The sequence below is a fragment of the Shewanella sp. Isolate7 genome, assembly GCF_022398425.1.
In the GTDB taxonomy this organism is placed as follows: domain Bacteria; phylum Pseudomonadota; class Gammaproteobacteria; order Enterobacterales; family Shewanellaceae; genus Shewanella.
On record NZ_JAKEVJ010000033.1, the window covers coordinates 20,564 to 47,224 of the forward strand.

The 26,661-nt window shown below is 51.9% G+C and carries 22 protein-coding genes and 1 tRNA gene; 17 read left to right on the forward strand and 6 right to left on the reverse strand.

The window, feature by feature from the left end; genetic code table 11:
- Positions 1–56: 56 nt before the first annotated feature.
- The gene (locus tag L1D47_RS10205; RefSeq protein WP_239884582.1) at positions 57–824 is read right to left on the reverse strand and encodes an alpha/beta fold hydrolase; all 768 of its coding nucleotides are present in this window, start codon (positions 822–824) and stop codon (positions 57–59) included.
- Positions 825–1,099: 275 nt separating this feature from the next.
- Here L1D47_RS10205 and seqA point away from each other — a divergent pair, with 275 nt between their 5' ends.
- Together seqA and pgm are read left to right on the forward strand one after the other, a co-directional pair.
- Positions 1,100–1,630 (forward strand): replication initiation negative regulator SeqA, encoded by a 531-nt coding sequence (seqA, locus tag L1D47_RS10210; protein ID WP_239884584.1) that lies wholly within the window; start codon positions 1,100–1,102, stop codon positions 1,628–1,630.
- A gap of 44 nt (positions 1,631–1,674) precedes the next feature.
- Complete coding sequence (gene pgm / locus L1D47_RS10215; RefSeq protein ID WP_239884586.1) at positions 1,675–3,330, forward strand: phosphoglucomutase (alpha-D-glucose-1,6-bisphosphate-dependent); 1,656 nt, start codon at positions 1,675–1,677, stop codon at positions 3,328–3,330.
- 171 nt (positions 3,331–3,501) lie between these two features.
- Here the strand turns inward: pgm and msrA are convergent, their stop codons facing one another.
- The gene (msrA, locus tag L1D47_RS10220; RefSeq protein ID WP_239884588.1) at positions 3,502–3,981 is read right to left on the reverse strand and encodes a peptide-methionine (S)-S-oxide reductase MsrA; all 480 of its coding nucleotides are present in this window, start codon (positions 3,979–3,981) and stop codon (positions 3,502–3,504) included.
- Between the two features lie 292 nt (positions 3,982–4,273).
- Here msrA and astE point away from each other — a divergent pair, with 292 nt between their 5' ends.
- The 9 genes from astE to L1D47_RS10265 all read left to right on the forward strand — a co-directional run bounded on the left by astE (position 4,274) and on the right by L1D47_RS10265 (position 13,899).
- Positions 4,274–5,317 carry a succinylglutamate desuccinylase gene (gene astE, locus L1D47_RS10225; protein ID WP_239884619.1) on the forward strand — a complete coding sequence of 348 codons (1,044 nt, stop codon included), beginning with the start codon at positions 4,274–4,276 and terminating at the stop codon, positions 5,315–5,317.
- A 183-nt stretch (positions 5,318–5,500) separates the two neighbouring features.
- On the forward strand, positions 5,501–6,679 hold the full coding sequence (locus L1D47_RS10230) for a thiamine pyrophosphate-dependent dehydrogenase E1 component subunit alpha (protein WP_041511298.1): 1,179 nt from the start codon (positions 5,501–5,503) through the stop codon (positions 6,677–6,679).
- A 3-nt stretch (positions 6,680–6,682) separates the two neighbouring features.
- On the forward strand, positions 6,683–7,660 hold the full coding sequence (locus L1D47_RS10235) for a transketolase C-terminal domain-containing protein (RefSeq protein ID WP_041511297.1): 978 nt from the start codon (positions 6,683–6,685) through the stop codon (positions 7,658–7,660).
- 11 nt (positions 7,661–7,671) lie between these two features.
- On the forward strand, positions 7,672–9,234 hold the full coding sequence (locus L1D47_RS10240) for a dihydrolipoyllysine-residue acetyltransferase (protein WP_239884591.1): 1,563 nt from the start codon (positions 7,672–7,674) through the stop codon (positions 9,232–9,234).
- A 118-nt stretch (positions 9,235–9,352) separates the two neighbouring features.
- Positions 9,353–10,420, forward strand: a complete 1,068-nt coding sequence (gene nadA, locus L1D47_RS10245) for a quinolinate synthase NadA (RefSeq protein WP_239884593.1) — start codon at positions 9,353–9,355, stop codon at positions 10,418–10,420.
- A gap of 309 nt (positions 10,421–10,729) precedes the next feature.
- The gene (locus tag L1D47_RS10250) at positions 10,730–12,718 is read left to right on the forward strand and encodes a methyl-accepting chemotaxis protein (protein ID WP_239884595.1); all 1,989 of its coding nucleotides are present in this window, start codon (positions 10,730–10,732) and stop codon (positions 12,716–12,718) included.
- Between the two features lie 135 nt (positions 12,719–12,853).
- Positions 12,854–12,941: transfer RNA gene (locus L1D47_RS10255), tRNA-Ser, on the forward strand.
- 259 nt (positions 12,942–13,200) lie between these two features.
- Positions 13,201–13,392, forward strand: coding sequence for a ribbon-helix-helix domain-containing protein (locus tag L1D47_RS10260; protein ID WP_033540539.1), 192 nt, complete (start codon positions 13,201–13,203; stop codon positions 13,390–13,392).
- A 162-nt stretch (positions 13,393–13,554) separates the two neighbouring features.
- A complete protein-coding gene (locus tag L1D47_RS10265) occupies positions 13,555–13,899 on the forward strand; it encodes a zinc ribbon domain-containing protein YjdM (protein WP_011865729.1) in 345 nt (114 codons plus the stop codon).
- A 267-nt stretch (positions 13,900–14,166) separates the two neighbouring features.
- On the opposite strand, the gene cls is transcribed toward L1D47_RS10265, so the two are convergent.
- Entirely contained in the window at positions 14,167–15,636 is a 1,470-nt protein-coding gene (gene cls / locus L1D47_RS10270) for a cardiolipin synthase (RefSeq protein ID WP_239884597.1), read from the reverse strand.
- A 163-nt stretch (positions 15,637–15,799) separates the two neighbouring features.
- Between cls and L1D47_RS10275 the strand changes: the two genes are divergently transcribed.
- Complete coding sequence (locus L1D47_RS10275; RefSeq protein WP_239884600.1) at positions 15,800–16,678, forward strand: endonuclease/exonuclease/phosphatase family protein; 879 nt, start codon at positions 15,800–15,802, stop codon at positions 16,676–16,678.
- 219 nt (positions 16,679–16,897) lie between these two features.
- Here the strand turns inward: L1D47_RS10275 and L1D47_RS10280 are convergent, their stop codons facing one another.
- Positions 16,898–17,707, reverse strand: a complete 810-nt coding sequence (locus L1D47_RS10280; protein ID WP_239884602.1) for a transporter substrate-binding domain-containing protein — start codon at positions 17,705–17,707, stop codon at positions 16,898–16,900.
- Positions 17,708–18,083: 376 nt separating this feature from the next.
- Between L1D47_RS10280 and L1D47_RS10285 the strand changes: the two genes are divergently transcribed.
- The 5 genes from L1D47_RS10285 (at position 18,084) to L1D47_RS10305 (ending at position 23,467) form a co-directional block, all read left to right on the forward strand.
- A complete protein-coding gene (locus L1D47_RS10285) occupies positions 18,084–19,862 on the forward strand; it encodes a DUF885 domain-containing protein (protein WP_239884603.1) in 1,779 nt (592 codons plus the stop codon).
- Positions 19,863–20,025: 163 nt separating this feature from the next.
- Entirely contained in the window at positions 20,026–20,706 is a 681-nt protein-coding gene (locus tag L1D47_RS10290) for a response regulator transcription factor (protein WP_041511289.1), read from the forward strand.
- Positions 20,707–21,735: 1,029 nt separating this feature from the next.
- The gene (locus L1D47_RS10295; protein WP_239884605.1) at positions 21,736–22,863 is read left to right on the forward strand and encodes a M14-type cytosolic carboxypeptidase; all 1,128 of its coding nucleotides are present in this window, start codon (positions 21,736–21,738) and stop codon (positions 22,861–22,863) included.
- Between the two features lie 8 nt (positions 22,864–22,871).
- Positions 22,872–23,189: a hypothetical protein gene (locus tag L1D47_RS10300; RefSeq protein WP_041511287.1), complete on the forward strand. Its 318-nt coding sequence runs from the start codon at positions 22,872–22,874 to the stop codon at positions 23,187–23,189.
- The gene (locus L1D47_RS10305; RefSeq protein ID WP_041511286.1) at positions 23,186–23,467 is read left to right on the forward strand and encodes a DUF1315 family protein; all 282 of its coding nucleotides are present in this window, start codon (positions 23,186–23,188) and stop codon (positions 23,465–23,467) included. Before L1D47_RS10300 ends, L1D47_RS10305 begins: the two co-directional genes overlap by 4 nt.
- Positions 23,468–23,552: 85 nt before the next feature.
- Here L1D47_RS10305 and ansA read toward each other — a convergent pair whose 3' ends face one another.
- Both ansA and sppA read right to left on the reverse strand, forming a co-directional pair.
- Entirely contained in the window at positions 23,553–24,566 is a 1,014-nt protein-coding gene (gene ansA, locus L1D47_RS10310) for an asparaginase (RefSeq protein WP_239884607.1), read from the reverse strand.
- 107 nt (positions 24,567–24,673) lie between these two features.
- A complete protein-coding gene (gene sppA, locus L1D47_RS10315) occupies positions 24,674–26,515 on the reverse strand; it encodes a signal peptide peptidase SppA (protein ID WP_239884609.1) in 1,842 nt (613 codons plus the stop codon).
- Positions 26,516–26,661: the final 146 nt, after the last annotated feature.

Genomic DNA, 26,661 nt, shown 5'->3' on the forward strand with positions numbered 1-26,661 from the left:
GAGGCGCGAATATACCATAGTTAAGCGTTATCTGCTACACGCTTTACAGACAAGATTCAGTCATTTTGCGCGATAAACTCGGCGACGATGCGATTGAAAATCGCCGGTTTTTGTGCGTGTAACCAATGACCTGTACCTGCCAGTGACTTGGCCTGGATCTTTGGAAACTGAGACACAAAGGCTCCGCGATGGGCCGCCGTCACATAGTCTGAATCGGCGCCGCGGATGCACAGGCTTGGGCCAGTGTATTGTTTGTCTGCCAGCGGCCAGCCAATAAGATGCTCATAGCTGGACTTTAGCCCGGCAAGGTTCATCTTCCAGGCGAAACCCTGTTCATCTTTGGTGAGATTTTTCAAAAGAAACATCGCCGTACCTTCGTCGATACCGGCACCGAGCAGTTGCTTCTGCGCATCTGCCCGGTTTGTCAGTGCGCTAAGGTCCAGGTTACCGAGACCGGCAAATACCTTCTGATGCCTTGGCTGATAGGCTACGGGGGCGATATCTGCCGCGACCAGGCTCTTGACGCGATCGCCATAGAGTAGCGCCGTGGCCATGGCGATCTTACCGCCCATGGAGTGGCCTACCAGGTGAGCCGAGTCCAGCTCGAGTTCATCCATGAGTTCAATAACCGCGTCTGCCAGCATGGCATAATCCATGTTGGGCCAGTGTGGGCTCAGGCCATGGTTAGGCACGTCGATACGGATCACCTGATGATCATCGAGTGCATTGCCTAGGGTCTTTAAGTTATCCAAGTTGCCAAATAGGCCGTGGATCAAAATCACCGGGCTACCTTGTCCGGATAGGGTGTAGTTCAAGCTGCTCATGGAAAGTTTAGGTTGAGAGAATTGGCCAAATTGTGCCTGTAAATCGGCTTAAAAGACAGCATTAACGGCCAGCTAAGCATTCTCTGGCGGGTTTTTGCGCACTTGAGAGCTAATTTATTGATCTTGTAACCAAGTTGTGGGTTTTTAATGCGATCGCTCTTTATTCCGGTGGGAAAGATAGCATACACTTGAACGGATCTGGCATCCGTTGCTGCGGATCGCATTCGCAATAACAATAACCTATTTACCTTTACCGCCTAAGGAAGATTCTAGTCATGAAATATATTGAGATTGATGAAGAGCTATATCGCCATATTGCCAGCAAGACAGAGCGCATAGGAGAGAGTGCTTCAGAGATCCTGCGACGATTACTCGGCTTAGACGTAGAGACGGTTGCCATGGTGCAGCCTGCGCAGATCAGCCAGCCTGGCCTGGATAAAGAGGTAGCACAATCTCAGCAGGTGGCGAGTCTCGATGCCGACACTCTGATCGACAAGGCGGCACTGGCACAGCAAAAGGGCGCCGTCGGTCGCTTCCTGTTTACCTTAGAGGCTATCTATAAGGCCACACCAAATCAATTCGATCAGGTGTTACAGATCCAGGGGCGCGATCGTCTCTATTTCGCCACCTCAAAAGAGTCATTGCTCAAGGCCAGTAAGTCGGCCAATCCGAAAGAGATAGGTAATAGCGGCTTCTGGGTGACCACCAACAACAATACGGCCAAGAAGCGCACCATCCTAAGCGAGGTGTTGGGGCAGTTTGGTGTACAAGAAAAACAGATTGAATCCATAATCGGTCATATTTAGTCGGCATACTGAGGTTCAATCTACCCATCACTTAGGAGTACATTTTGGCGCTACACGAGCGAGCAGGTTTAGCTGCACAACAAAGGGACTTGGTTAATATTCCTAAACTGATGAGCCACTATTATCGGCTCTCACCGGATGTGACCAAAGATGCGCAGAAGGTTACCTTCGGCACCTCGGGTCACAGAGGCTGTGCCTTTAACAAGAGTTTCAACGAGAAACATATCCTGACTATCGTGCAGGCTGTAGTGGATCACCGCATTGAGGCGGGGATAAAAGGCCCCATGATAGTGGGCATAGATACCCATGCACTGTCGCAGGCGGCTTATGTCACGGCGCTTGAGGTGTTAACCGCCAACGGCGTTCAGGTGATCGTCGCTAAAGCTGATGAATATACGCCGACCCCAGTGGTGTCACATGCCATCATAGCCGCTAATCGCGGCCAGGGCGCACCGCTCACCGACGGCCTGATCATCACGCCGTCCCATAATTCGCCCCAAGATGGTGGCATTAAATATAATCCTCCCCATGGTGGTCCCGCCGAAGGCGGTATTACGGCCTGGGTCGAGCAGCGTGCAAACGATTATCTGGCCAAGCAGCTCGAAGGGGTGAAACGCCTCAATTACTCGGTAGCACTAAAAACAGGGCTGATCGTCGAGCGGGATCTGATGGCTGAGTATGTCGGCGATCTCGAGCAGGTGATCGACATGCAGGCTATCAAGCATGCCGGCATTCGCATCGGAGTCGACCCCCTCGGTGGTTCAGGGATCCACTATTGGGCCAAGATAGCCGAGCAATACGGGCTGGATATCACACTGGTGAACGATCGCATCGATCCCGCCTTTAGCTTTATGCCGCTGGATAAGGATGGCAAGATCCGTATGGATTGCTCATCCCCCTATGCCATGGCGGGGCTGCTGGCGCACCAGGATGCATTTGATATCTGTGCCGGCAACGATCCCGATTATGACAGACATGGCATCGTCTGTCCGGGCACAGGCCTGATGAACCCAAACCATTACCTGGCAGTTGCCATCGAATATCTGCTGTCTCATCGCCCGCAGTGGTCAGCCGCGCTCAAGATAGGCAAGACCCTGGTCTCCAGTGCCATGATAGACAAGGTTTGTCACGAGCAGGGCCGCACCCTGTGTGAGGTGCCGGTGGGCTTTAAATGGTTTGTCGACGGCCTGGCCGATGCCAGCTTTGCCTTCGGCGGTGAAGAGAGTGCCGGCGCGGCCTTCCTGCGCCGTGATGGCGGTAGCTGGTGTACCGACAAAGACGGTTTTATCCTGGCGCTGCTGGCCGCAGAGATCCTGGCGGTTACCGGCAAGACCCCGGCCAAGCTCTATGCCGAGATGGTTGAGCGTCACGGCGAAAGCTTCTATAAACGCATCGACTCGCCGGTTAATCCTAAGCGTAAGGCTAAGTTTAATCAGTTGGTGAGCGAGCCCCTGAATGTCAGCGATCTTGGCTGTGAAGCCATGGCTGGAGATGCCATCCTCGAGGTGCTCACCCATGCCCCGGGCAATGGCGCGGCTATCGGTGGCATCAAGGTAGTGACCGAAAAAGCCTGGTTTGCGGCGCGGCCATCGGGTACTGAGGCGCTATTTAAGCTCTATGGTGAGAGTTTTGTCAGCGAGGCGCATCTTGAGCAGGTGCTTGAGGCGGCGCAGCAGATGATAGAGCGGCTGTTGGCTTAATTTGTTGACCTAGTTCGTTGATCTAGTTCGTTAGACTAACAGGCTCTTGGATAAACCTTAGTCGCTTACTCCATGGAATCTTAATTCTTAGTACAGATCAAAAAAGCCAGTGATTCACTGGCTTTTTTTTGTGGGCGTAACTTGCATCGAACTGCTGGGAATAACCAAGCGCTAGTAGGTGAGGTGACAGCTAGGCAAGTTGTTCTTTTCCAGATAGTTTTGATGATACTCTTCCGCCTTATGGAAGGTCAGCACTGGCACTATCTCGGTCACTATGGGTCTTATTCCCCACTTACCGCTACGGGCAAGGGCCAATTTTGATGCCTCGGCCTCGGATTTTTGCTGCTTATCGTGGAAGAAGATGGCGCTGCGATACTGACTGCCGATATCGCCTCCCTGCATGTTGAGCATAGTCGGGTTGTGGTTGCCCCAGAACACCGCCAGCAGATCCTCGAAACTCACCTTAGACTCGTCATACTCAACTTGAACCACCTCGGCATGGCCGGTCGTGCCCGTTTTGACCTCTTTATAGCTGGTCGCCTTGTCATCGCCGCCCATATAGCCGCAGGTGGCAGAGATCACACCGTCTATCTGCTTGAAAAAATACTCTACACCCCAGAAACAGCCTGCGCCAAATGTTGCTAATGCCATGGTTGACCTCGTATCGATTGAGCCTATCAATGTTTATTGCTTTTTGTTAATTATTCCTGTCCGTGAAATCTCATTTGGATGTTTAGACGGCCAGATGGCTCTATTCTGTATTATCTGATTAACGAATGCAACAGGGAAATTATGCGCCGAATGACTGGCCCGCGTGGCCGTGGGTTCGCTTAAATGATACTATGCTGGCCAATTGATAATAATGCTAATAAATCCAAGGAGTCGCCCCGCAAGCTTGCCTAGGCAAGTGCGCCGGTTTGGCGATGGAATGAAGGAGTTTTCTGTGCAAGACACCCTGATGTTGTCGAAAGACTTTTTGCAATTGACCTTAGACAATCCTGTTAGCCTTGCGGCGCCGTTCGAATTTACCCTAGGGCAGCACACTCAGGTTTCCGTGTGGGATACCGGCGTGATCGCCTTTGAGCCTTTGTCTAAGACAGATGCTCAAACCAAGAGCATAGTGCTCTCCTCTGCGGTGCACGGTAACGAGACTGCACCCATCGAGTTATGCAACCAGCTGATCACTGCGCTGTTGTCCGAGACCCTTATCGCGGCCCATCGCGTGCTGTTTTTAATCGGTAACCCGCCGGCCATCCTCAATGGCACCCGTTTCGTCGAGGAAAACCTCAATCGTCTGTTCAGCGGCGCTCACTCTCGAGGCGAAGGCCTGATCAACGCCGAGCGTCTACGTGCCCAGAAGCTGGAGCAGTATGTGGATCGCTTCTTTAACGCCGCGCCTCAAGGGGGCGAGCGCTTCCATTACGACCTGCATACCGCGATTCGCGCCTCCAAGCATGAGAAGTTTGCCATCTACCCTTATCCTCATGGCGAGCCCTATAGCGGTGAGCAGATCATGTTCCTAGCCGCCTGCGGCATCAAGACAGTGCTGTTCCACCACGAACCTACGACCACCTTTAGTTACTTCTCGGCCCACGGTTATCAGGCCCACGCCTTTACCATAGAGCTGGGCAAGGTGATGCCTATGGGGCAGAACGATATGACCCGCTTTATCGCGGTTAAGGAGATGTTGACTCGTCTGGTGAGCGGCAGAGATCTTGAACTTGACGAGTTTGATGCCAGTCAGGTGAACCTGTATCAGGTAAATCGTTCCATCAACAAGCAGTTTGACGACTTTAGCTTCACCTTTGCCGATGACGTAGAGAATTTTACTGCGTTTCCAAAGGGTTATATATTGGCTAAGGATGGCGGGACTGAGATTAAGGTCGAGGCCGAATCTGAGTCTATCGTATTTCCCAATGCCAATGTGCCGGTTGGGCAGCGCAGCGTGCTGTGTTTAGTGCCTGCCAAAGATTATCGCGTGGTCTAGTATCTGGCTTGTAAAGCTAGCGATACATGGGCGGGGACAGCTAGTTGTCGGCCGCGCCCCGCGATAGCTTGCTAGGTAGTTTACGTTAACGTAACTTTAAGGCCGCATCATAATAGAGAATAGTGAACAACTTAGGATGTTCGCAGTCAGATAACAAGAAAACTCAGCTGATAAGAGAATAGTATGAGCAACGCAACGAGCAATACAGAGACTGTCCATCGCGTCAGTTTTCTCGATAAGGATTCATTATCGATCCCGATCCTGAAGATCCTTCAAGCCGACGGTACCACCTTTGAAAATGCTGTGTTACCCGTGATCGATCAGGATTTGGCTGCCAAAATTTATGATACTTGTGTGTTCACACGAGTACTCGACGAGCGCATGTTAGCCGCTCAGCGTCAGGGACGGATCAGCTTCTACATGACCTGTACTGGTGAGGAAGCCGCCGTCGTCGGCAGTGTCGCCGCCCTGGACCAAGACGATGTGATTCTAGCCCAGTACCGTGAGCACGCGGCGATCCGCTATCGTGGCTTCACCACTGAGCAATTCATGAATCAGATGTTCAGTAACGAGAAAGATCTGGGTAAAGGCCGTCAGATGCCGATCCACTACGGCTGTGAGGCGCTGAATTATCAGACCATCTCATCGCCACTGGCCACGCAGATCCCACAGGCCACAGGTGTCGGCTATAGCCTTAAGATGCAGGGCAAACGTAACGTTGCCATCTGCTATTTCGGTGAAGGCGCCGCCTCTGAAGGCGATTTCCACGCCGGCCTGAACATGGCGGCGGTGCTGAACTCGCCAACCATCTTCTTCTGTCGTAATAATGGCTACGCCATCTCTACGCCGACCAACGAGCAGTTTGCCGGTAACGGCATCGCCAGTCGTGGTGTGGGCTATGGCATGCACACCATTCGTGTGGATGGTAACGATATGTTAGCCGTGATGGCGGCCACGCAGCAGGCAAGAGCCTATGCGCTTGAGCACAACAAGCCAGTGCTTATTGAAGCCATGACCTATCGTCTCGGCGCTCACTCTTCTTCAGATGATCCATCTGGTTACCGTTCTAAAGACGAAGAGGCCAAGTGGCAGCAGCACGACCCGGTTAAGCGCTTCAAGCTGTGGCTGATCAATAAGGGATGGCTCGCCGAAAACGATGATGCGGCCCTGTATGACAAGTACCGTGAAGAGGTATTGGCCGCGGTGAAGGTCGCCGAGAAGTTACCGGCACCTAAGATCGACGAGATCATCGAAGATGTCTTTGACGAACCGACGCCGAGACTCAAGCAGCAACTGACCGAGCTTAAGCAGCACATCAAGAAATATCCTGATTCCTATCCACGCAGCGCAGGGAGAGATTAAATCGTGGCCAAGATTAATATGTTACAAGCCATCAACGATGCCTTGACCATTGCGATGGAAACCGACGACAAGGCGGTGATCTTCGGCGAAGACGTGGGACATTTTGGTGGGGTATTTCGCGCCACCTCTGGCCTGCAGGATAAGTTTGGCCGCGACCGTTGTTTCAACACGCCGCTGACCGAGCAGGGGATTGCGGGTTTTGCCAATGGTCTGGCATCAAATGGCATGACGGCTATCGCCGAGATCCAGTTTGCCGACTATATCTTCCCGGCGTTCGATCAGATAGTGAACGAGTCAGCCAAGTTCAGATACCGCAGTGGTAACGAGTTTGAAGTAGGCGGTATTACCTATCGTACTCCTTATGGCGGCGGCATCGCCGGTGGTCACTACCACTCGCAGTCGCCCGAGGCCTATTTCACCCAGACGCCTGGTCTGAAGGTGGTGGTTCCTCGTAATGCCTATCAAGCAAAGGGCCTGTTACTTGCCTCGATTCGCGACAAGAACCCTGTCGTCTTCTTCGAGCCTAAGCGTCTCTACCGCGCCAGCGTGGGCGAGGTGCCAGATGAAGCCTATGAGATAGAGCTAGGCAAGGCCGAGGTGGTTCAGCAAGGCACTGACATTACCGTGCTGGCCTGGGGCGCTCAGATGGAGATCGTCGAAGAGGCGGCTAAGATGGCGGCCAAGAAGGGGATCTCTTGTGAGGTGATCGATCTGCGTACCCTGGCGCCTTGGGACGTCGATACGGTAGCGGCCTCTGTGAAGAAGACAGGTCGTTTGGTCATCAACCACGAGGCTCCACTGACGGGTGGCTTTGCTGGCGAGATCGCCGCAACCATTCAGCAGGAGTGTTTCCTCTATCTGGAATCGCCAATTAGCCGCGTGTGTGGTTTGGATACGCCTTATCCACTGATCCACGAGAAAGAATATATGCCTGATGCGCTCAAGACCTTTGAAGCGATCAAAGCATCGATGAAATACTAGGAGCCCCAGGCATGATTAAAGATTTTATTTTGCCCGATATCGGTGAGGGCGTGGTGGAATGTGAGCTGGTCGAGTGGCTGGTTGCCGAAGGCGATACCGTTACAGAAGATCAACCCATTGCCGATGTGATGACAGACAAGGCACTGGTGCAGATCCCCGCCGTGCACGGCGGTGTCATCAAAAAACTTCATTACAAGAAGGGCGACATTGCCATCGTTCATGAGCCACTCTACTCGGTGGAAATTGACGGTGAGGTTGCAGATGAAGTGGCGGCCGAACCGGCAGCCGATACACAGGTCGTTCAATCTGATTCACAGCAAGGTGCTGGCGGAAAACGCGTCGAAGAGTTCTTGCTGCCGGATATCGGTGAAGGGATTGTCGAGTGCGAATTGGTCGAGTGGTTGGTACAGGAAGGCGACATGGTGGTCGAAGACCAGCCTATCGCCGATGTGATGACCGACAAGGCCTTGGTGCAGATCCCGGCAATCAAGAGCGGTAAGGTAGTTAAGCTGCATTACCGTAAAGGCCAACTGGCTCAGGTGCACACGCCGCTCTTCTCTATCGAGGTAGAGGGCGAAGAGGGCGCTTTAGCCGCGCCGGTTGCCGATACGGTAACTGCTGCAGATGAGAGCCAAGATGTTGAGCTGCATGCCCCGGCCGGCAATGGTAAGGCGTTGGCGAGTCCTGCGGTGCGTCGTTTGGCGCGCAGCTATGATATCGATCTCAGCCTAGTGCCTGGCTCTGGCAAACATGGCCGTGTCTATAAGGAAGATGTCGAGCGCTTCCGTAGCGGTGAAGCCGTGAAGGCGAAGGCGGCTAAAGTGCAGGATCAGAGCGAACAGACTGTGGTTGCTGTGGCACCATCAGCCGGCGATCGCGTCGAGCCAATCCGCGGCGTCAAGGCGGTAATGGCTAAGATGATGACAGAATCTGTCTCGACCATTCCGCATTTCACCTACTGTGAAGAGCTGGACTTGACCGAGCTGGTTGCACTGCGCGAGTCGATGAAGGCGCGTTATTCAAGCGACGATCTTAAGCTGACCATGATGCCATTTTTCATGAAGGCGATGTCTCTGGCGCTGACTCAGTTCCCCGGCATCAACAGCCGCGTGAACGAGGATTGCAGCGAGCAGACCTTCCTGGCGTCACACAACATAGGCATGGCGGTAGACTCTAAAGTCGGTCTATTGGTGCCCAACGTGAAGGATGTACAGCAAAAATCTATCCTTGAGGTTGCAGCCGAGATCACTCGCCTGACCAAAGACGCCCGTAGCGGCCGCGTCAGCCCGAGCGATCTGAAGGGCGGCAGCATCTCCATCTCTAACATTGGCGCCTTGGGTGGTACGGTTGCGACGCCTATCATCAACAAGCCAGAGGTAGCCATCGTTGCCCTGGGTAAGTTGCAGACGCTACCACGCTTCAACGATAAGGGTGAGGTCGAGGCGCGTAAGATCATGCAGGTTAGCTGGTCTGGCGATCACAGGGTGATAGACGGCGGTACCATCGCGCGCTTCTGTAACCTGTGGAAGCAGTATCTCGAGTCGCCACAAGAGATGTTGCTGGCGATGCACTAATTTATGCATTTTGTATTAAACAAGGGCGCCTTTTGGCGCTCTTTTTTTTCGCCAGAGTTAATCTTTGGCGTGAGATTAAGTATAATGCCGCTAATTAGTCCCACTCTTTGGTTTGAGCATGAGTCAAGTAGCACCAAGCATCGAAAATATTCAGTATCCGTTTCCAGCAAAGCCGGTTCCCCTAAGTAATAGCGAGAAGCAGGCCTATAAGGCGCGCATCAAGCAGCTATTGAAGGAGAAAGAGGCTGTCTTGGTGGCCCACTACTACACAGACCCTGAGATCCAGGCGCTGGCCGAAGAGACCGGCGGCTGTGTTTCAGATTCGCTGGAGATGGCCCGCTTTGGTCGTGATCATCCTGCCAAGACCTTGATCGTGGCCGGTGTTAAGTTTATGGGTGAGACCTCTAAGATCTTAAGCCCGGAGAAAACCGTACTGATGCCGACGCTGGATGCCACCTGCTCGCTAGACGTAGGCTGTCCTATCGATACCTTTAGCGCCTTCTGTGATGCCCACCCTGATCATACGGTTGTGGTATATGCCAACACCTCGGCCGCCGTTAAGGCGCGCGCCGACTGGGTAGTGACCTCAAGTATCGCCCTGGAGATCGTCGAGCATCTCGACAGCCAGGGTAAGAAGATCATCTGGGGACCAGACCGTCACCTGGGCAGCTATATCGCCAAGCAGACCGGCGCCGACATGCTGATGTGGCAGGGCGAGTGTATCGTTCACGATGAGTTTAAGGCAAAGGCGTTACTTCAGTTAAAGGCGCAGTACCCTGATGCCGCGGTACTGGTGCATCCCGAATCGCCGGCCAGCGTGGTCGAGATGGCCGACGCCGTTGGCTCGACCAGCCAGCTCATTAAGGCGGCGCAAACTTTAGATAACGACACCTTTATCGTGGCAACCGACAAAGGGATCTTCTACAAGATGCAGCAGGCTGCACCCAATAAGACCCTGATCGAAGCCCCCACAGGCGGTAACGGCGCGACCTGTCGTAGCTGTGCCCACTGTCCTTGGATGGCGATGAATGGCCTTAAGGCCATTGAGGCCGCGCTGATTAACGATGGCTCAGAACAACATGAGATCTTCGTCGATGAGTCGCTCAGAGACAGAGCTCTGGTACCACTGGACCGCATGCTGGATTTTGCCAAGACACTGAACATGCAGGTGAAAGGTAACGCCTAGGCTGTGAGCCTAAACGCGCCTTCGTATGTAAAAAAGCGCCTTTAAGGCGCTTTTTTACTGCCTATCGGTTGGTGACTGGCTAATCATACTAGACTTTATGGGCATTGTGAGGCCGTTTAAGGCATGGTAAAAAATGATAAGTGTCATCTTATTTGTGCCTTTAGTGCATGTTTTTAGATGACTTTTATTTTAACGTCAGATTTTTATGCTAGTGTTAATACGGTAATGGATAAGGCTTTTGTCTGTGCCGGATCTGTAAAGTGACGCAATGCCACTCTATCAACCCGCCGTGGTTAGGGATAACGCAAGATGAATATGCAATGGATCAGTGATCTCAATATAAGAAACAAACTTTTGCTGGTGATAGTGCCGCCCATTTTAGGGGCAACCTTCTTCGGTCTGTTTGTGGTCTATGGTCAATATCAGCTGCATCAAGGCCTGAGTCAGGTAGAGACCCTGTCCGAGTTGGCGGTTGTGAACAGCGATTTTGTTCATGAACTGCAGAAAGAGCGGGGCATGAGCGCCGGATTTCTCGGCTCTAAGGGCAAGAACTTTGGCGATAAATTGCCAAAGCAGCGACAGCTGAGTGATGAGCAGCTCAATAACTTCAAAGCCTTTATAAGTAGTCATGAGCTACCTAAGTCATTTGCCCAGCAGATGAGCCAGGTGAATCAAATGCTTAACCAGCTCAGCGATATGCGCCGCAAGGTAGATAGCTTAACCATTTCAGTGCCCGAAGAGGTAGCCTATTATACCAAACTCAATGGGTTACTCTTGGCGATCGTCGATCAGACCAGTCAACAAGGGGCTAGCCGTCAGATCGCGGTCGCCTCGGCCAGTTTTGCCGCCTTTTTGCAGATGAAGGAGCGTGCCGGTATCGAGCGGGCGGTGCTCAGCTCAACCTTCGGTAACAGCGCCTTTAAACCCGGTATGTTCCTCAAGTTTGTCAATCTGGTCTCAGAGCAGAACACCTATCAGGAGCGTTTCTTAGCCTTGGCTAACGATAAGGTGAGTGCGGACTATGGACAAGTCGCGTCATCGCCAGCCTTCATGGCGGTCACGGCACTGCGCGACAAGGCGATGAGCCAGGAGCCCGCGGCGCTAAGCGCTCAGAGCTCCACAGATTGGTTTGCTAAGTCTACTGCCCGCATAAATGCCCTGCGACAGTTTGAACGCCAATTGTCTCAACAACTTTTGGGTGACACCCGTGATGCGCTTGCCAACGCCAAGTCGCTCATGGTGACTGTTATCGTCTTGATGTTGGTTTCGGGTGTCATGGTGATCTTCCTGTCGGTGTTTATTGGCCGCTATCTGCATGGCTCCCTCAGACACCTGTATCACAAGGTGACAGAGTCCCAGAAACATTATGATCTCAGTGTACGAGTCGAGCTTTCGGGTGAAGATGAGATAGGTCAACTCGGCTCGGCCTTTAATCATATGATGGCCGACTTCGAGAAAGTGATCAGCATGGTGAGAACTAACACTCAGGGACTGCTCACCGCCTCCCAGGAGATGGAAGGCTGCGCGCGTACCATGCGTGAAGATGTCGCACTTGGCCATAGTGAAGTGGACCAGGTTGCCTCGGCAATGACAGAGATGAGCGCAACGGTGCAAGAGATAGCGCAAAATGCGGTACAGGCATCAGAAGCCTCGGCCCAGGCGAACAAGGAAGCCCAGGAGGGCAGTAAAGAGGTAGGACGCACCGCTGAATCGATCAACGAGTTGGCACTGGAGATCGCCGACGCGGCGCAGGCGATCAACAACCTCGACGAAGATATCAAAGGGATCGTCGATGTGCTTGGGGTGATCAGTGGTATCGCCGAGCAGACGAATTTACTCGCCCTCAATGCCGCCATCGAGGCTGCCCGCGCCGGCGAAATGGGACGTGGATTTGCCGTGGTCGCAGATGAGGTGCGTAGCCTGGCGCAAAGGGCGCAAACCTCCACCGAAGATATTCGCAGCATGACAGAGCGGCTAGAGCGAGGCGCTAAGATAGCGGTTAAGGCGATGGAGAGTGGACGCAGCAAGGCGGAGATCAGTGTGGTCGAGTCCAAGCGCGCCGGTGAGGAGCTTGTGCGCATCGTCAGTGAGGTAAGCGTGATAGACAGCATGAACGAGCAGATCGCGGCGGCGACCCATGAGCAATCGGCGGTGTCGGAAGAGGTAAACCAAAACGCGATGAAGATCAGCGACATCTACCGCAATACCCATGAAGTCTCCGATCGTCTCAGTGAGTTGAATGAGTCGTTGCTTAATGACGTGAGCGCCATGTCTGAGCTGGTTAGCAAGTTCAAATAGGGCGGATATGCAGCGAATTGGCGATCTATTACGCAAATGCCTGAGCAGACAGTTTTTTAGCTTGACCCTGTTTAGTGATTTGCGTAAAGTACCGCTCCGTTGATGTGATTCCGGTTGGACATTGCACAACGCTTCGGTGAGTTGTCCGAGTGGCTGAAGGAGCACGCCTGGAAAGTGTGTATACGGCAACGTATCGAGAGTTCGAATCTCTCACTCACCGCCACATTCAATAAGAAAGACGCCTAAGGGCGTCTTTTTTTATGTCTGTCTTAAACCTCTGTTCTCTATCTTCCTCATTTTCCTGCTGTTAAAAACAGGCAGTCGAACAAGCTATTAAAAGCTGTGTAAGCAGTCTGTAGTACCCGTCGCATGAAATGAATGCTCCGATTAAAGCCTTAAGAAAGGGATGCGCCTGGCTATAGGCAGGCAAGGGGATAAAGATTATAATCAAATGATAATGTTTTTAGTGCGAGGACTAGCCCATGGAAAATAAGACGGCACGTTTCACCGTGTTACTCGACCCCAGTAAGAAACAGGCGTTTGAACAACTTTGTGCCTCACAGGATCTTACTCCATCTCAGGTGGTGAGACAGCTGATCCGTGGCTATCTGGAACAACATGGCGTGAGCTATGGTCAGGCCGAACCGACCAAGAATCCTAAGGTTAAAGTCTAGCTAAGGGAGTGTCGAATCGGATTTGCCGATTCTTAGCTGGCCTGGATATGATAATTTTATTATAATGCGATTATCATTGTGAGCAGTGCTAAGCGTACTGGTGGCGAGTGAGCGACCCGATACCCAGACTGATCCTTACCTTTTAATGAAAGAGAAAGAGTTATGAGCGATACAATTCCACCATGCCCAAAATGTGAGTCACCTTATGCCTATGAAGATGGCTCATTGTTGATCTGTCCAGAATGTGCTCATGAATGGAATCCTAACGAAGTAGCGGTCGATCCCGATGCGATCATCCTTAAGGATGCGGTAGGTAACCTGCTAGAAGAGGGTGACAAGGTTACCCTGATTAAAGATCTAAAGGTGAAGGGCACTTCATTGACCCTGAAAGTGGGCACTAAGGCGGTAATCAACCGTTTTGTCGATGCCGACCACGATATCGACTGTAAGGTTGATGGCCATGGCCAGATGATGCTGAAATCTAAGTTCGTGAAGAAGCAGAGCTAAGGATTAGACTTCCTCTTAGTCTTAGTCTTAGTCTTAGTCTTAGTCTTAGTCTTAGTCTTAGTCTTAGTCTTAGCTCCAGTCTCAGACTTGGACCTATGCGTTAATAGAAAGACCTGCCTCTGGCAGGTCTTTTTTTGTCTCTCTGGCTAGTCAGTTCTTTGTAGGTGCTGTTTTTTTAGGGAAAGTGGCCTATAGGATCCTCATGGCTTACCGCTTGCCACCTTAGTTTGTTGCCTCGAATGGTTCATTTCAGCTGTCTTTAGCGCATTAGAGTAAGGGGCTAAAGAGATAGAAGAGGTGTTCTATCACCCTCTGGTACAAAGGCCTGCGCTGCCAACGCTTGTATTCTAGTTGCTCGGCGTTGTCGATATAACCCTGCTGCAGCTCCCTTAAGGATTCGGCAAACACCTTATCGTCCACCGCCAGGGTCAGTTCGAAGTTGAGCCATAGGCTGCGCATGTCCATGTTGACCGTGCCGATAAGGCAATGCTCATCGTCGATCAACACAGATTTAGTATGCAGCAGACCTCCCCTAAATCTGTGGATCTTGACGCCAGCCCTAAGCAGCTCCGCAAAGAAGGAGCGGCTGGCCCACTTGACCATAGTGGAATCGTTTTTCTGTGGAATGATGATGTTAACATCGACGCCGCGTGCGGCCGCCGTGATCAGTGCATCCAGCAGGTTTTCGCTGGGGACAAAATAGGGCGTGGTGATCACTATCTTACGACAAGCCTGGTAGAGGCTCTGCAGCAGCACCTGGTGGATCACCTCTTCGGGCATGCCCGGCCCAGAGGGGATCACCTGTACCAGAGAATCTTGTACTAGGGAATAGGCCTGTGTGGGCGCTTGAGGAAGGGCTGGCGGCTCGGGTAAGCATCGCTCGCTGGTTTCCACCTCCCAGTCCCATGCGGCAACTGTGCTTAGTAAGGGCACGGCGGGGCCGATTAAGCGCACCATGACATCTATCCATTGGCCGACGCCTTCGCTCTGCTTAAAGTACTTGGGATCCACCAGGTTCATCGAGCCTGTATAAGCGATTTGATTATCGATAACGACTATCTTGCGATGCAGGCGTAGATCCAGACGTCTAAAAAACATCCTTAAGGGGCTGACACTCAGCGCCTGGGAGATCTCTACGCCGGCGGCGCGCATCTGAGTCGGCCAGGGAGAATTAAAAAAGGTGCGACTACCGGCGGCGTCCAGCAGGATCTTCACTGCAACGCCGCGCTTGGAGGCATTGATTACCGCTCTGGCAACGTCATCGGCCAAGCCACCTGGATGCCAGATGTAAAACGCCATGACGACACTCTCTTGCGCCGCGTCGATATCTTGGGTGATCGAGTTGAGTATGCCCGAGGGCGTATGCTGCAAACACAGATGATTGCCGCTCAGAGAGGGGATTCCCAGCTGAGTATCGCACAGCTGGCTTATGGCTCTGGCGTGATCGCTTTGACGCTCTGGCGTGTGCTGAGGATGTTGATACAGCGCGGCGAACCATTGACCATAGGGCTTAAACATTGCCTTGGAGCGACTGGCCCGGGTTTGCCCCAGGTGTAATTCGCCAAACAGAATGTAGGCGATGATCCCCACCAGTGGAAGAAAGTAGATCACCAGTATCCAGGAGAAGGAGACTCCTATGGTGCGGCGTTTAACCACCAGGCGCAGCGCGATGGCGCCGAGCAGCAACCAATAGATGAATACGCCTGCGATGGCGAGAATTTGATGTACATTTTCCATAATGTCAGTATGAGCCTAGATCGCACTCGCTGAGTACGATTCGATAATGACGATGAAGCTAACTATAGCGTGATCGCTATCATATAGGCTAAGCTGCTGGTACCAAAGCACTATTTTAAACTGTCTCCTTAAGGCAGTTTATATCAATTATTAGAGTAACCCTGTGAGTCAAAAGCCAGCCAAGTCGACGCGATTGCCACGCCTGTGGTTAAAATCATTACTATTATTACTCCTATCTGCGGCTGTCTATGTGGCTGTGGCGACCTATCTTAACGGCGAGCCTGAGGTGATGATGAGTGAGATTGAACCTGTATTTGTCTCCCAATGTGTTACCGCCCCGAGTACCCGGGTGCTCGATAGTGAAGGGCGACTCAGGGTGGGGGTCTGGAACATCTATAAACAGCAAAAGAAGGGCTGGCAGCAGGATCTGACTGCGCTGGCCAGACGCAGTGAGCTGATGCTGTTGCAGGAAGCCAAGTTAAATGCTGGATTCCATCAATACCTCGACGGTTCGAGCCTGCATCTGGTGATGGCTAAGGCCTTTTCCCTACTAAAATCCCCGGTTGGTGTGATGAATCTCGCCACGGAGCAGGCGCGCGATGCCTGCGCCTACCATGCGGTAGAGCCTTGGATCCGTTTCGCTAAATCGACTCTTATCTCACGCTACCCCTTATCCAACGGCCAGACACTCTTAGTCGTCAATCTGCATGGGATCAACTTTGACTGGCAGTTAAAGAGTTACCGCGCCCAGTGGCAGCAGATCGTTCAGAAAATCAATCTGCATCAAGGCCCCGTGATATTAGGCGGCGACTTTAATACCTGGCGCGGACAGCGTATGGCCTATATTGAGCAACTGGCACATCAACTCAGGCTGAAGGAAGCCGTGTATGAGGAGGACAAGCGCCATCGGGTATTTGGCCTGCCTCTGGATCATCTCTATTATCGAGGCCTAAACCTGATGATGGCTGAGTCCTTCACCAGTGGCGCGTCGGATCACAATCCCATCTGGGCCGAATTTAAGTTAAAGCCTGGCGCCCATTAGTGCTGTTCTCATAAAGACTAACCCTAATAGCTTTTTCAGATGCACACACGTTAATTGGGTTAGGGTGTTTTTATCAGAACGGTCATGGGTAACGCCAAAGCTTCTATGGCGAGGCTCGGTAAGATTGTATGCGTAGCAGTGTTTTAGGCAAATGTTTTAGATAAGTGTTTAGATAAGTGCTTACATTAGTTTCTATATGAGTATTTAAGCATTTGAGTATCACTGGTAGTCGAAGCGACAGGCCTGTGTATGGCGATTGAAGCGCTCGAGGAAACCTGGGTGCTTGGCCAAGAAAGTCTTGCCAAAATAGACGCCTAGATCGATGCGCATATTGGGCCTTTTCACAAAGGCGTCCAGTGACAGTTGCGACTGGCGCACCTGGGCTTCAAATAGCAGGGCATTTTCCATCACGCCATCTATACGCTTGGCATCCAGCAACTTAACCAGTTCGGTGATCGTCGGAAACGTTTTCACCCGCTTAAACTTATTCTTGGCCAGCCAATGGGCGCTATTAGAATGGATACGCGCGCCAAATACTGTATTGGATTTTTGCTCATTTATGCTCGCCGGAATCCGATAATTCTTGTGGTAGTAAAAGTTCCACTCCTGCTGAATGAAGGTATTACTCAGTACGGCAAATTGATCGCGCCATTCGTTGCGAGAGGCGGAGAAGAAGGCGTCATATTTTCCCTGTTTGACGCTATTTTGTGCCCGGCCCCAGGGAAGGAAGATCACCCTATAGGGTTGTCCTATTTTTGCCATGACACAATCGAGTGCCGTTAACCCGTAACCGCTCTCATGGGCAACGCCCTGCGAATCTCTTTCCTGACTATGATAAGGCGCCCACTGCTGAGTGGTTATGGTGACCAGCTTAGGCTTGCCCTTTTGTGATGAATTATTTTGATCGCTCTTGGCGTTGCTATAAAAGGCAATAGAGAGAATAGTGCCGATTACAATCAGGCTCGAGCAAAATATTTTCAGCTTTGCTTGATGATGAAAAGAGCGTTTGGACTGGGCTTTGTTAACCATGGCGAACCTCGTTAGGCCTCTAAACTCAGTGTAGTGTCCACCGGCCCTCTGTCAAAAAACGCCTATGCCATGTACAGCTAACGTTGGAATGGGGGCGGGCAATTGGGGAGGGCGTTAGTCGAGGTGAGACGTAAATCGCATTGTCAGCCATGAGCATAGCAAACGGCTTTGTAACAAAGCTTGTCTAATCTGGTCTGGCTGCTGCAATTTGCTTGGCAACGTGATTTACTATGGGCCAACTGGGCTAAGCTCATGTATCGGCTAAGTATCTCCAATGACAGCAACAGCTAAGCAGGCCGTATAGCGATCCGTTTAAGCTAAGCATTCATCAGGAAATTTTCAGCCGTTAATAATAAGAATCAAGGGAAGAAGCATCATGAAAAAAAGCATCATCGCTGCCGCCATCGTCCTGGGGCTAGGTAGTTTAACCGCTTGTCAGACACACCAGGCAGAATCGGTAAATTCTCAAGGGGCTAGTGCACTAGAGGTACAGGCATTAAGTTTTAGCGAGTTTTCAACGCAATTTATCGATGCCTTGTGGCAACAGTCGCCTACCTGGGCGCTCTATAGTGGCTATCACAAGTACGATGGTGTGCTTAAGGTGCCAAATGCTCAAAGCCGCAAAGAGAGCCTAGCCTTCGTCGATGCCCAACTTAAGCTGCTCAATGGGTTCGACATGAATAAGCTCACGCCTAGCGAGCTGATCGACTATAAGCTTATCGAGAACCTATTGAAGCAAGACCGTTGGGAGATAGAGACCTTTAAGTCGTGGCAGTGGAACCCAGCTAATTACAATGTTGCGGGCGGTTTTGCACAGCTGATCAACGAAGATTTTGCGCCGCTTGACGTGCGTCTGCGCTCATTCTTGTCCCGTATGGAAAATGTGCCGGCCTACTATGTGGCGGCAAGGCAGAATATCGATAAGCCGACCTTGGAACATACGCAATTGGCCATCATGCAAAACCGTGGTGCCTTCAGCGTGTTTTCCGACGATCTGCTAAAACAGGTCGCCGCCTCGGGTCTTAGCGATGATGAGAAGGCGCTGTTCAATTCTCGTTTCAAACTCGTGGTCGATGCCATCAACCAGCATATCGACTGGTTGACTAGCCTTGAGGCTAAGCTAACCAGAGAGGGCGCCCGTAGCTTTAGAATTGGCGAGGCGCTCTACGAGCAGAAGTTTGCCTTTGACATTCAATCGGGCATGTCTGCCAAGCAGCTGTATGAGAAGGCCCTTGCCGATAAGGCCAGAGTCCAAGGTGAGATGGCTAAGATCACCAAGCAGCTGTGGAGCAAATATTTCAATACCCAGATGCCAAGCGACACTAAGGTGGCAACCCGCCAGCTGATTGATAAGTTGTCGTCGCGTCATGTTAAACGTGAAGACTTCGTGACCGAGGTGCGCGCTCAGATCCCCGAGTTGGTAAAGTTTGTCAACGACAAGCAGCTGGTCACCCTAGATCCTAAGAAGCCGCTGGTTGTGCGTGAAACCCCAGAATATATGCGCGGTTTTGCCGGTGCCTCGATTAGCGCGCCTGGTCCCTATGAGAAGACGGGCAACACTTACTATAACGTCACGCCACTCGATGGCATGAGCGACGCTTCTGCAGAGAGTTACTTGAGAGAATACAACCATTGGATCTTGCAGGTGCTCAATATTCACGAGGCGATTCCTGGCCACTATACCCAGTTGGTCTACTCCAATGAGTCGCCGAGTCTGGTGAAGAGCCTATTTGGCAACGGCGCCATGGTCGAGGGCTGGGCCGTTTATGCCGAGCGTATGATGCTCGAAGAGGGCTATGGTAACTTCGAGCCTGAGATGTGGCTAATGTACTACAAGTGGAACCTGAGGGTCATTGCCAACACGATTCTGGATTACAGCATTCAGGTGAAGGGGATGACCGAAGAGGAGGCGATTGCGCTGATGACTCAGGAGGCGTTCCAACAACAGGCGGAAGCAGAGGGCAAATGGCGCCGCGCGACCCTGAGTCAGGTGCAGCTAACGAGCTACTATGCGGGTTATCGCGAGATCTATGATTTCCGCGAAGAACTTAAGGCTAAACAGGGGGAAGACTTTAACCTTAAAGGTTTCCACGAACAGTTCTTAAGTTATGGTAGTGCGCCGGTGAAGTACATTCGTCAGCTGATGCTCAAGTAAGATAGACAAGTGATTAAGGCCCCTAAAGGGGCCTTTTTTGTCCCTTCGTCACAGCACCTGTGAGATGTCGGTCATAGTTTTATCCTCAGGTGAGATAAAGGACTGGATTGGCTCGATGAGTTAATGTAACCTTAATGATAATTGTTATCATTAAGGTTGTTAAATGGAAAGAGTGCTACTCGTTGATGATGATCCCTTTGCGCGCGAAATCCTTTATCTTGGCTTAATGGCCAGCGGGTATCAGGTGCATTGTGCCAGTAATGGCCAGGAAGCGCTGTTGATCTTAGGTAAAATGGCGATAGATCTCATTATCTTAGATGTTGAGATGCCTCATCTGGATGGCTTTGCCTTTCTGCAGGCTCGCAGCGATAATCTGCCGGTGATCCTCATCTCGGCTACCGATGAAGAGGAGAGGCGGATAAAAGGATTTCGCCTCGGTGCCGATGATTTTATCTCTAAGCCGGTCAGTGTACGCGAGCTGGTGGCTCGTATCGATGCGCTACGCCGCCGCGCGGACATCACTAAGTCCCAGTTGACCGAGGTTCTGCCGTTGCCGATAAAGGCGATCTACTTTAATCAGAATGACTTTAGCATCGAGGTAGCCGAAAGACGTGTCGCCTTAACCCAGACGGAGTTCAAGCTGCTCAAATACCTTTTCGATCGCAAGGGCGAGGTGATCACTAAACAGGAACTGCAGCGTAGTGTGTTAAAGAAAGATCTCGGACAGTTTGATCGTAATCTGGATATGCACATCAGTAACACCCGGCGCAAACTGGCCAAGATCAGCCTGCCAAAAACCATCATCAATACGGTAAGAGGCCAAGGCTACAGCTTTCTTTGCTAGGGCCTGTTTAGCTTTCGGGTCTAACTTGTGTGTTAACTTGGGGGAGAGCCAAAGCTGTTGGCGTCTTGTCCTTGTGTCTATAGTTTTTTGTAACAGTGCTTTATGCTCGAGTCGAGCATTGGAGCATTGGAGCATTGGAGCATTGGAGCATTGGAGCAATAGAGCAGAGCGGCCTAGCTTTGTCTTGGACTCGCAGTGTCCTGGCTTAGTCTATCTCCAGCCATAAGCAGTTAGACGCATATATCGGTTGGACGCATATAGATGTTCCCTTAGCCGCCGCTATCTGCATTTGTCGGCTGTTTGACTGCGTTATCTCGGGTTGCTTTGCAGCCAAAAAACCGCCTTGATTCTGCCTTGTATAAATCACCTTCAAACTGCCGAAAAACAAACGGCAAAGATCAACGGGCCCTAGGGAAGGTGCGAATAAGTCCCGTGCTTGCTCTGCGTGTGCTTAAAGTGGATAGATGCTAGGCACAGTTTGCAGCGAATGGCCCTAGTCCTTCGCAAGAACTGTAACGCAGCAAATACCGCTGTAAGCCTCGCCCTGCGGGGCTTTGATAGCAACACCATTTCGGCGTTATTCAACTTCAGCAGGCCTCGGCATGCCCTCAGTTGAATGCCTTGAACTGTCGCTGCTATCAAAGCCAGAGCTGTGCTGCTTGCTCTGCGTGTGCTTAAAGTGGATAGATGCTAGGCACAGTTTGCAGCGAATGGCCCTAGTCCTTCGCAAGAACTGTAACGCAGCAAATACCGCTGTAAGCCTCGCCCTGCGGGGCTTTGATAGCAACACCATTTCGGCGTTATTCAACTTCAGCAGGCCTCGGCATGCCCTCAGTTGAATGCCTTGAACTGTCGCTGCTATCAAAGCCAGAGCTGTGCGACGACTTGTTCGCACCTTCCCTAGTCATTTTGACAGCAAAAAATCTGGCTTTTATTTGGCGCAAGCGCTGCGAAAATGGGGCAAATTAGTTTATCCTTAGGGGATCAGCAGACCCAAGACGTCTGCCTTAACTCAATGAAGGAATGGATATGCTAATCAGTGCCAATTTTGACGGCGGTAATATTGAGGTCATCAACCAAGATGATATCAATAATGTGCAACTGGCCATTAGACCCGATGAAGGGGGCGAGTTTTTTCAGTGGTTTAACTTTCGCCTGCAAGGTGAAGTGGGCCAGCGCTATACCCTGAATATCATCAACGCGGGTCAGGCTTCTTACACCAAAGGTTGGGAAGACTATCAAGCTGCGGCAACCTACGACCGACAGCAATGGTTTCGCCTGCCGACGCATTATCAAGATGGCAAACTGACCATAGAGGTAGAGTTGGATTGTGAGATGATCCAGATTGCCTACTTCGCCCCCTATAGCTACGAGCGTCATCAAGACCTGCTCAGCGCCGTACAGGTCCATCCCTTAGTCTCTATCGAGCATCTGGGTAAAACCTTAGACGATCGCGACATGACCCTGGTTAAGGTGGGTGATGAAAATGAAGAGAAAGCCAAGATCTGGCTCACCGCGCGCCAGCACCCGGGTGAAACCATGGCCGAATGGCTGGTGGAAGGTTTGCTGAATAACCTGCTCGATGGCGATTGCCCAACGGCCAAGGCGCTGCTGGACAAGGCTAACTTCTATATCGTGCCTAACATGAATCCCGATGGTGGCGTACGTGGCCACCTGAGAACCAACGCTAAGGGGGTTAACCTCAACCGCGAATGGCAGAGTCCATCGCTAGAGAAGAGCCCAGAGGTGTACCATGTGGTCAATCGGATGAAAGAAACCGGCGTCGATCTCTATTACGATGTTCATGGCGACGAAGGCCTGCCTTATGTGTTCCTCGCTGGCTGCGAAGGTGTACCGGGTTACAACCAGAAGATGGCCGATCTGCAAGCCGATTTTGTTAAGGCCCTGCTGATGGCCAGTGCCGATTTTCAAGATGAATTTGGCTACGATAAGGATGAACCGGGTCAGGCGAATCTTACCGTGGCTTCAAACTGGGTGGCGCAAACCTTTGGCTGTCTCTCTAATACCCTAGAGATGCCGTTTAAAGATAATGCCAACATGCCAGATCCTATGTCTGGCTGGTCACCTGAGCGTTGTATCTACCTTGGCGAGGCGTCACTGCTGGCGATGCTGGCCGTGGTCGATAAGCTGAGATAGGAGGGGAGATGGCCTTAGTAGAATGCCCAAGCTGTCATAAGCGCATATCGAGTTTGGCTAAGAGCTGCCCGCACTGTTCTTCCGGCCTGTCGGGAGATAATGAGTCGCTTAATCGGATCAGTCATATTAAGCGCACCAATCAGTTGATGAATCAGAGTTTTCTGGCGATGACGCTGTTTATCGCCGGTGTAGTGCTCTGGTTTTGGGGCGGCGAACCCGCCGAGGGACTCAGAGCCAATATCGCTGGCATCTGCTTCGTCTTTGGCTTTATCGGTTATCTGATAGCCAGAATCCGCATCGTGTTACATAAACGGAAGAGTATATGAGTGATATCAATAAGGTGATCGATGATATGCCCCAAGAGGTATATGAGCGATTACTCAGCGCCGTCGAACTCGGCAAGTGGGAAGACGGCACTGTGCTGTCTGATGAGCAGAGAGACTCGACCCTGCAACTTGTGATGATGTATCAGGCTCGCAGGTTAGATCAGAAGGATCACTTCACCATCAATAATCAGGGTGAGCTGAACGAGCTGTCGAAGGCCGAACTGAAACGTCAGTTTAAGGGCGAGAGTATCGCCGCCTTCAAAGAGCAAGACCTCTAAGCGCAAAAAGCCCCTTTAATAAGGGGCTTTTTAATTCATCGTCTGTTGGCTAATAAGCTGTTTAGCTTATCGCCTTTAGGCCTCGCTAGTCTTCGGTCAGCTCGCCGCAGAGATCTTGCTGCATCTGCACCCGAATATCGCTTACCGAAAGCTCGGTCGACAGCAGGTAATGCAGTTTGCTGAGTGCGGCTTCCGTCGTCATATCGAAACCACTGATCACCCCGGCCTTGGCCAGCGCATTGCCCGTGGCATAGCCACCCATGTTGACCTTACCCTGCAGACACTGGGTGAGGTTCACCAATATGATGCCGCGCTCGTTGGCTCTACGCAGACACTCGAGCAGCTCAGGATTCTGTGGTGCGTTACCCACGCCGTAGGTGAGCAAAATCAGCGCCTTGACCGGCTGCTGCAGTATGTTGTCGATGATCTCAGTAGTGATCCCCGGGTAGAGGGTGACCACGCCTATTGGCTGCGGACTGATCTTGTTGACCGTGAGGGTATTGGCCTTGCTATCTGAGATGCGTCCCGCCTTGAGGCGGATCTTAATGCCCGCCTCTAACAGGATAGGGAAGTTGGGCGAGGCAAAGGCATCGAAGCCGTCCGCATGGGCCTTGGTGGTACGATTGCCACGAAACAGCTTGTTGTTAAAGAATAGACATACCTCGGCTACAGGATAGTTGGCAGCGATATAGAGGGCGTTGAGCAGATTGGTCTGGCCGTCGGAGCGCAGCTGGGCCAGTGGGATTTGTGAGCCGGTGACGATCACGGGCTTGGTGAGCCCCTGAAGCATGAAAGAAAGCGCCGAGGCGGTAAAGGCCATGGTATCTGTGCCGTGCAGGATCACGAAGCCGTCATACTTGTCATAGTTCGCCTTGATATCCTCGGCGATCATCTGCCAGTCTGTCGGCGCCATGTTGGAGGAGTCGATCAGGGGACAGTATTCATGGATGACAAAGTCTGGCATCTCCTGGTGAAAAAACTCTGGCATGGCCTTTACGCAGTCGGTAAGAAACCCTGGTACCGGGGCGAAACCATTGTCTGTCTTTTGCATGCCTATGGTGCCGCCTGTGTAGGCGACATAGATGGAGGGCTTTTTCATTATAGTGATAGCTTTATTGATGCAGGATTGGCGCGATTATACTTAGGATGACGCCAATAAAAAAGCCCGCATCGGCGGGCTTTATTGTGATTGAGTCGCGATAGCGATTAATAGTTACAGCTGTCGCAGTAGAGATAGAGGCCCTTTGGATCGTCAAAGGCGTTAAACTCTTCGGCGACGCTGCTGACCTGACCAAGCAGCTGCTCGACTAGGCTGCTCTGAGACAGGCTCTGTGGCATATAGCTAACCGCCTGGGCAAACATCTCTTGAATGAACAGCTCTTGGGGAGAGAGTTCCTGCTCGATCAATTTGGTGTCGAACTTCTCAAGCTTAGCCAGCTCGGCCGCCTTGGTGACGGCTTGCTGCAGATCGCCGAGTTCATCGACCAGGCCAAGGTCTAGGGCGCGCTTGCCTGACCAGACACGGCCCTGAGCGATTTTATCCACCTCTTCGGGCTTCATGCCACGCTCTTCAGAGACGAGAGAGATAAAGTCCTGATAGCCGCGCTCGATATGACGCTGGATGATCGCCTTAAGCTCATCGCTGATCCCTTGGGTGCTGGAAAACGCCGTCCAGCCAGAGGTCGATACGCCGTCTGTGTGGATCCCGATCTCAGCCAATGAATCTTCGAAGGTGGTCATCATACCGAAGATGCCGATAGATCCCGTAAGTGTCGTCGGTGTGGCAAAGATGTAATCGGCGCTCGCCGAGATCCAGTAGCCACCCGAGGCGGCGTAGGTGCCCATGCTCACTACCACAGGTTTATTGGCCTCCTTCAGGGCCAGTACTTCCTGGCGGATCTGCTCCGAGGCAAACGCGCTGCCGCCAGGGCTGTCGACTCTCAGTACGACCGCTTTTACCTTGTCGTCGAATCTGGCCTTACGTAGCAGGGCAGAGGTGCTCTCGCCGCCGATCTGGCCTGCTGCCTGGTGACCATTGAGAATGTTACCCTTGGCCACTATGATGCCGACGGCATCGTGCATCAGCACAGGCGGGAATTGTTGAATAACGCTCTGGTAGTCATAGAAGCTAATCTGCTTGAAACTGTGACCCTCTTTGGCCTTACCAACTTGCTCTACCATATCCAGACGGAACTGCTCGGCGGAGGCGAGTTTATCGACCCAGCCAAGGTTCATCGCCATCTGTGATGAGCGGCCTTTGGCCTTGTCGAGTTCGCTAAGGTAACGCTCGGCGCTGAGCATGAGGTCTTGCTGCTTGATGCCGCGGTTCTCACTGACCGTGGCTTCGTAGCTATCCCAGATATCTTGCAGCAGTTCGCGGTTGGCCGATTTGGCGGCCTCAGACATGTCGTCGCGCATGAAGGGCTCGACCGCAGACTTAAAGGTACCCACCCTGAAGACGTGCGCCTTGATCTTGAGCTTGTCCAGTGCCGACTTGAAATATTGACGATAGCGGCTCAGGCCTTCGATCTCTACCGAACCCTGGGGGTTGAGGTAGATGGTATCGGCGAAGCTCGCCAGGAAGTATTGGTTTTGTCCATACCAGTTGCCCATGGCAATAATTGGCTTACCCGAGTCTTTAAAGCGACTTAGTGCATCACCTATGCTCTGTAGCTTGCTGATCCCCGTCCATCTCAGGTGACCAATGTCGAGCACTATGGCGGAGATACGCTTGTCGCTGGCGGCGTTATCGATAGCATTTAGCAGATCGGCGAGCAGGATCTCGCCATCACTCTGGCCCCCTTTGCCACTCTTCATGGCGGCCTCGATGGGATCCACCTGGCGCTTTTGCTCAACCACGCTACCGGAGAGATCCAGCACCAATGCTGATCCCTCTTCGACGGTCGGGCTCTCCTCGCCGGCGAGGATCACAACTAATAGGGCGATAAAACCGAAGAAGAATAGATTTAAGATCACCTTGCGTGTGGTATTCACCACCTTCCACAAGGTGGAAAAGATCCGTTTAAATATTGAGGGCTTAGCGGACATTATCCACTCCTTTATGACTCTGACCCCTCTATGCTAACTGAAAATAACCACGGGGGCGAAACACAATTGTAAATGAATCTTAAGCTTTGGCATGCATTGAGTATTGAGCAAAATGGAAACAGCGGGTATGCTGATTTAAATCACTT